A 6,549-nucleotide genomic window follows, 5' to 3' on the forward strand; every position below is an offset into this window, starting at 1 on the left:
GGAGTCGAAATGAAATAACTTGCGCGTTTCGAACCCTCCACAGGCCTGTGACCTGCGATGATGCTCTCGATCACGTATTTGTTACTTCATTACGTCCCCCTAGTCCTCGGGCGGAGCCTCGTTACGGCTCATCGGATTGGCTGCGACGAAGGCCTGGGTCTGTTCATAGGCGCGCTGAATGTACGCCTCCAGCTCGGTGCGCTCCACCCGCCACTGGCCCCGTCCCCCGATCTTGATGGCGGGGAGCTCGCCCGAGCGGACAAGCGCGTAGGTCTGGCTGGAGGAGATGTTGAGGATGTCCGCCACATCGCTGAGTTGAAGGAAGCGGTCGTTCATCAAAGTCCTCCTTCTGAGGGCAGATGTCTCTCCTCACGTGTGTATCAGAGATACCACCGCTTATCGCGTCCGGATGCGCGTGCTTGTGGATAAGTGCACGCGGATACCGCCAAAAGCCCGTGCTCGCAGGTACTGGACTGGTCCGCTACCCGTGCCCGCCTGGCCCAGAGGTCGACGGATCCCGTTCGGTCCGCATCCGATTCCTCGCTGGTTTGGCTGGGCTCAGGGCCGACGACCGCGTACGCTCTGCGACCGGAAGGTGCGAACATGTACCAATGGTCCGGCCAGGAGAAAAGGGAGGTCTCCCGGTGACCGAGCTCGCCGCGGCACCGGCCCGCCCGGAGGCGTCCCCGCCACCGGCATCACCCCCGGCCCGTCGGTTGACCCGCCGACGGTGGCGTGACTCCCGGCTGCTCGTCGGGGTGTTACTCGTGCTCGTCTCGGTGGTCGTCGGGGCGCGGCTGTTCGCCAGCGCGGACGCGACCCACCAGTGGGTGGTCGCCAAGGTGGACATGCCGGCCGGGCACATCATCGTCGCCGGGGATCTCGCCACGGTGCCGGCCAGGCTCGACGAGAGGACCTCGGGTCGTTACTACCCGGGAAGCCGTCTCGACGACCTGGTCGGCGCCACCCTGGCGCGGCCGGTGGACACCGGCGAGCTGGTGAGCGGGCCCGATTTCGCCGGCCAGAACACCCAGCCGACGCGGCTGGTGCCGATCATCGTGAAGGCCGGGCGGCTGCCGACCCTCGGACCGGGTGACCATGTGGACGTCTTCGTGTTCCAGAGCGGCGCCGTCGCGCCGAGCACTACCGGGGGCGATCAGCAGGCCGGCCGGAGCACACCGGCCGCGCCCGCGGGCGCGGGGGCCGAGGTGCTGATCCTGCACGACGTCGAGTTTGTCAGCCTCGAGAAGTTGACCAGCGGGGACCGTTCGCTAACGCTGCGCGTACCGGTGGACAACGCCATCCAGGCCGTCGCGGCCTCGCAGAGCGAGCGGGTCGACGTCGTGAAGATTGAGCGCGACTCCCGCGGTGGGGTCGGCTCGACGGGACCGACCACCGTGCCGGGGTACGGCCGGTGAGCCTGCCGATCCTCACCGCTGTCACCGATGCGATGGTCGAGGCCGGCCTGGTCTCGGCCTTCGATCGTCGCGACCTCGGGGTTACGGTGGTGCGCCGCTGCGTCGACCTGCCGGACCTGCTGGCCGCGGCCACCACCGGCGCGGCCCGGGCTGCCCTGCTGTCTGCGGACCTGCGCCGGCTTGACCGGGATGCGTTGACCCGCCTGGCCATGGCGGGCATTGCGGTGGTCGGGCTGACCGCCCCCGGCGACGAGGACGGCGACCGGCGGCTGCGGCAGCTCGGCGTGGCCGCGGTCATCCCCTCGGACGCCACCGCGGAGGTCATCGCGGGAGCGGTCGTCGAGGCATCCCGGGCGCTGGCGACGAACGCGGCCGCGCCGGCGACCCGGGCGCCCGGTTCCTACAGCGAACCACTCGTCGGGTTCGGGCCGCTCGCCCCGGCCATCGGTGTCACCGACGGCGTGGGGCCGATCGGACCGGGCGACGGCCGGGTGGGCCGGGTGATCGCGGTATGGGGTCCGGCCGGCGCGCCGGGACGCACCACGATCGCGCTGTGCCTGGCCGCCGAACTCGCCGGGCTGGGGACCTCCACCCTGCTGGTGGACGCCGACTCCTACGGCGGCGCGGTCGGGCAGCTCGTCGGCCTGCTCGAGGAGGCCCCCGGTCTGGCTGCGGCGGCCCGGTCGGCCAACCAGGGGCTGCTGGACGTGCCCCGGCTCGCTGTACTGTGCCGTGATCTGGGCGGCGGCCTGCGAGTGCTGCCCGGCATCCCCCGCCCCTCGCGATGGCCCGAGCTACGCCCGGCATCCGTTGAGACCGTGCTGTCGATGGCCCGGCGCCTGGCGTCCTTCGTCGTTGTGGACTGCGGGTTCTGCCTGGAGACGGACGAGGAACTGTCGTTCGACACCTCCGCGCCCCGGCGTAACGGGGCGACGCTCGCCGTGCTGGGCGCGGCCGACGTCGTGCTGGCGGTGGCGTCTGCCGAACCGGTCGGTCTGGTCCGGTTTGTGCGGGGACTGTCCGACCTGCGGGAGACCGTCCCCTCCGTCGACCCGCTTGTCGTGGTGAACCGGCTGCGCGCCTCGGTCGTGGGCGGAGACCCGGCCCGCGAGGTCAGTCGGGCGATTCTGCGCCACACCGGGACCGAGCCGGTGGCCCTGGTGCCCTACGACCTCGCCGGGCTGGACGCCGCTCAGGTGGCCGGACAGCTCCTGCGTGACATCGCTCCGACCTCCCCGGCCCGGCTGGCGATCAGGGAGCTGGCCGGCCGGCTGCTTGGCCGCCCGGCGGCTCCCCGCCGTCGGCGGGGGAGCCTGCGGCGCCAGGCCCGGTGAACTCGGTGAGTCCGGCGAACCAGATGATCTTGGTGAGCGGGCAGGCCGTCCCGACGGACGAGCCGGGGCCGCATCCCCCGCTGGGCCTGCTGCCGTCCGGCCGATTGCTTGCGCGGCGTCGGCAACTCACGGTTACGCCCTTGGCGTAACCGTGACATAAAGTATTCGTGTCGCCATCTTGGTGTAGTGGGGGCGGTTACAACGAGCAATTTGGGGGCATCGCTGTGTGGAGGAACTTCGGTCAAGTCGTGAGAGAGATCTCACTGATAGCTTCCGACCTTATAAAATTTACTACATAGAGTAGCTTTCTTAATCCGTAGAGTCTGAGATGCGAGAGAAGTCGTACAAGAAAGTCACGCAACGTAGCATCGTATATGTATCTGCGAGCGGTCTCTTTCGGCAACGTTACGCTAGTGGGAGCATGCCTCGCCAGCACCACACGAGTCGTACCTTGATCTCCTATGGGCGCGGCGAGAGGTACGTGATGCTCGTTCGAGACGGCTGGGGGTGTGTCGGGTGAGCCGAGAGTACGCGAAGGCCGTGGGCGCCCGGTTGCGGGCGATTCGGATACAGCAGGGTCTGTCGCTGCAGGGAGTGGAGCAGAAGTCGCGGGGGCGGTGGAAGACCGCTGCCGTTGGCTCCTACGAACGCGGTGACCGCATGATCAGCGTGCATCAACTCTCCGAACTCGCGGGATTCTACGGAGTCCCGGTCTCGGCGCTGTTGCCCAACGAGGATCAGCTGCCGCCGCGGGAGCGTCGCCCACGTACGGTGCTCAACCTGGAGAAGCTGAGCGAGGCTCCGCCGGACTCCTCTGCTCTCGTCCGTCGGTGGGTTGCCCAGATCCAGCGCCAACGGGACGACTACGCCGGCCGTGTGCTGTCCATCCGGGATGGCGACGTGCGTGCGCTCGCCCTGCTCCACGACACGACCCCCCAGGAGTTCGCCGAGCGGCTGCGGAACTGGGGAGTGCTGGAGACCAGCTTCCCCGAAGAGAGTAGCGAGGAGCCGCCGGAGTAGTCCGGTGGACTGCCCGGGCGCTTCGAGCGCCGGGAGCAGCAAGGTACGGTCAACGCGGACCATGGACTGTTACCGGCCCATCCCCGGCCGTCCCGACGAGGCGGGCACGCCGTTCGTGGGCGGGTCGGCCCAGGTGCGACCGGGCGGCCCACATGGCAGCGAGCATGCCGGGCGGCGGGCATCCCAGCGCGATGCGTCTCCCTTCCCGGTCGCCGCGCCGGGAGGTGGACTATGACCAGGAAACGGGCCCCACGCAGAGGTCTGATCCTGGGAGCCGGTGGAGTGCTCGGCTCCGCCTGGATGATCGGCGCGATGCGGGCGGTCGAGACCGCGACCGGCCGTAATCTGAGCGGAGCCGACCTGGTGGTCGGCACGTCCGCCGGCTCGGTGGTCGCGGCCCTGCTCGGTCTGGGGATCGGCATCGACGTGATGGCCAATTCCGAGCGGGGGATCTACGAGGCGGGGGATCCCGTTCTTGACTACCGCGACCTCGGTGCTTCCCTACCCCCGCGCCCCCGGATGCGCATGGGTTCACCGAGGCTGCTGACGGCCAGTGCCCGGCACCCCCGGCGGTCCTCGCCGATGGTCACGCTGGCGGCGATGCTTCCACAGGGCCGTGGGAAGATCTCCGCGGTCGGCGATCTGGTGACCGCGGCGATGGACCGCAAGGGCCTCGATCCGACCGGGTGGCCCACCAGGCCCGCGCTGCGGGTGGTGGCCATGAACTTCGACACCGGTGAGCGCGTGCTGTTCGGTGTGGCCGATGCGCCTCGGGCAACCTTGTCCGAGGCGGTGATGGCGTCGTGTGCCATTCCCGGCTGGTACGCCCCGGTCGCGGTGGACGGCCAGCGATTCGTTGACGGCGGAACCCGATCGCCCGCATCGGTCGATCTTCTCGCCGACGCGGGCCTCGCGGAGATCCTGGTGCTCGCCCCGGCCTGCTCGTTCCACCTCGACCGACCCCGTGGCACGGTGGCCCGGGTCGAACGCCAGGTCCGCCGGGCCGCCACCCGCCGGCTGATGCGGGAGGTCGAGATGGTGGAGGCGGCGGGCACCCGGGTGACGGTGCTCTGCCCAGGTCCGGAGGATCTCGAGGTCATCGGCGGAAACGTGATGGATCTGACCCGGCGGGCCCAGGTGTTCGAGACGGCGCTGCGTACGACGGGCGAGGCCCTGCATGCCGCCGCCCGTTCCGGCGTGGCCGGGGCCACCGACGACGCCGAGGCGAGCGGGGGCCGGCTTGGGCTCGGCCTGGCCGGCTGACCTGGTCCTCGTGGCTGACCTGGTCCTCGTAGCCGGCTCGCCCCGGTTGGTTGCACACTGAGCGGGTGCGCATCTATCTCCCGTCCACGCTGGCCGTCGCCCGATCGGTCTGGGAGTCCGCGCGCATCCCCCCAGGCACCGGATTCGCGGTCACCCCCGCGACGCGCGAGTGGTACGCCCAGTCGGAGTCCGAGGAGGAGTTGGAGTACGCGGCGCTGCACGACGCCGGCCGGGCAAGCCTGCGGCTGCTGGACGCCGACCCGTCCGCGCCGCGCCGGCGCATGGTCTTCGTGGCCGATGTCGCGGACGGCGAGGTGCGGGTAAGAGATGATCTTGAGCAGGGTGCCGTCGAGGTGGACTTCCCGGTGCCGTGGTCGGCCGTGCAGGCCATCCATGTCGACGACGGAGACGACGAGGAGGTTGTCGCGGCGGTCGCGGCGGCGGCGAAGTGCATCGTCGAGGCCGATCTCGGTGGGGATGACGCCGCCTTCACCGTGGACAGCGTCGAGGGCTTCGAACTGCTGTGGTTCGCGCCTCAGGAGCTCCCCGGTCTTCTCTGACCCCGACGGAGACGCGGATGTTGGGTGCGCGGGGGCGGAGGTCTCCCCCGCGCGGCGGAGGAGACCACGCACGTTGACGGCTCGTTGGGGCATGCTGTCTGGACTGGTGACCAGCTGGCGTGAAATGTTCCCGACGGGCGGCCCTCGCGGTTGTCTTCCCTCACTCCTCACTCCTCACTCCTCACTCCTCACTCCTCACTCCTCACTCCTCACTCCTCACTCCTCACTCCTCACTGGGGTGCTGTTCGTCGCCTGCCGTCCGTGAACGGTGATTTCCCACCCAGGGAGATCGACGTGGACAACGGTTGAACCTCCCCGGGTGCGGCCGATGCCGGGCGTTGCGAATAATGCTGGGGAGCCTTGCGGCGGCGACCGGGTCACCACCTGGATGGCGCCGAGGGGGCTCCACTTCCCACAACCTTCGTACCGAGATGTCACCCCCGCTGGCAGGTGTGATCTCGACCGACCTACCGCGGTAAGGAGGCTGGCAGCCCATGCTGTACCTCGCCGGGCAGATCCTGGCATACGTGCTGGTGGCGATGCTCATTGGTGCGGCGCTGGCCTGGGTCTTCCTGATCGCGCCGCTGCGCCGGCAGGCCCGCAACGCCGACGCTGACGCCGCGCGGAATCGGGCGGGATCGGTGGAGACGCCGGCCGGCACCGGCTTGGGCTTCGACGAATCCCGCCCCGGCGCGGTCCCGTCAGCCGATCAGGCGGCAGCCGCGAACGACGTGAACCGCGTGAATGCCGGGAATGCTGCCGAGGCCGGGAACGCCGTGGCGGCCGGGAACGCTGCCGAGGCCGGGAACGCCGTGGCGGCGTGCGTCGGCGACGCCGACACGGGTGTCCCCGGTTCGGGCGCCCGCGGCACGGGCACAGGGCAGGCCGCCGAGCTGATCGCCCGGTTGCGCCGGCAGCGTGACGACGTCGCCTTGGAGAAGGCGGATCTAGGGC

6 protein-coding genes and 1 pseudogene are annotated in these 6,549 nt (G+C 69.9%); 6 read left to right on the forward strand and 1 reads right to left on the reverse strand.

Annotation, left to right across the window (positions count from 1 at the left end):
* Positions 1-99: 99 nt before the first annotated feature.
* Positions 100-336 (reverse strand): helix-turn-helix domain-containing protein, encoded by a 237-nt coding sequence (locus AC08OQ_RS13530; RefSeq protein ID WP_476599915.1) that lies wholly within the window; start codon positions 334-336, stop codon positions 100-102.
* Between the two features lie 308 nt (positions 337-644).
* Between AC08OQ_RS13530 and AC08OQ_RS13535 the strand changes: the two genes are divergently transcribed.
* The 6 genes and pseudogenes from AC08OQ_RS13535 to AC08OQ_RS13560 all read left to right on the forward strand — a co-directional run.
* Positions 645-1,418 (forward strand): SAF domain-containing protein, encoded by a 774-nt coding sequence (locus AC08OQ_RS13535; protein ID WP_476599917.1) that lies wholly within the window; start codon positions 645-647, stop codon positions 1,416-1,418.
* Positions 1,415-2,752, forward strand: a complete 1,338-nt coding sequence (locus tag AC08OQ_RS13540; RefSeq protein ID WP_462187081.1) for a CpaE/TadZ family protein — start codon at positions 1,415-1,417, stop codon at positions 2,750-2,752. Before AC08OQ_RS13535 ends, AC08OQ_RS13540 begins: the two co-directional genes overlap by 4 nt.
* A gap of 516 nt (positions 2,753-3,268) precedes the next feature.
* Positions 3,269-3,772 carry a transcriptional regulator gene (locus tag AC08OQ_RS13545; RefSeq protein WP_462187080.1) on the forward strand — a complete coding sequence of 168 codons (504 nt, stop codon included), beginning with the start codon at positions 3,269-3,271 and terminating at the stop codon, positions 3,770-3,772.
* A 231-nt stretch (positions 3,773-4,003) separates the two neighbouring features.
* The gene (locus AC08OQ_RS13550; RefSeq protein ID WP_476604965.1) at positions 4,004-5,035 is read left to right on the forward strand and encodes a patatin-like phospholipase family protein; all 1,032 of its coding nucleotides are present in this window, start codon (positions 4,004-4,006) and stop codon (positions 5,033-5,035) included.
* A 65-nt stretch (positions 5,036-5,100) separates the two neighbouring features.
* Positions 5,101-5,595, forward strand: a complete 495-nt coding sequence (locus tag AC08OQ_RS13555; protein WP_462187078.1) for a DUF6912 family protein — start codon at positions 5,101-5,103, stop codon at positions 5,593-5,595.
* Between the two features lie 494 nt (positions 5,596-6,089).
* Positions 6,090-6,549, forward strand: a pseudogene (locus AC08OQ_RS13560) (hypothetical protein); the annotation flags it as partial.

This window comes from Frankia sp. CcCS3 (assembly GCF_977927575.1).

Excerpts from the sequence above, each read along its gene's own strand:
- AC08OQ_RS13530 (WP_476599915.1), bottom strand. The coding sequence starts at position 336 with ATGAACGACCGCTTCCTTCAACTCAGCGATGTGGCGGACATCCTCAAC.
- AC08OQ_RS13550 (WP_476604965.1), top strand. The coding sequence starts at position 4,004 with ATGACCAGGAAACGGGCCCCACGCAGAGGTCTGATCCTGGGAGCCGGT.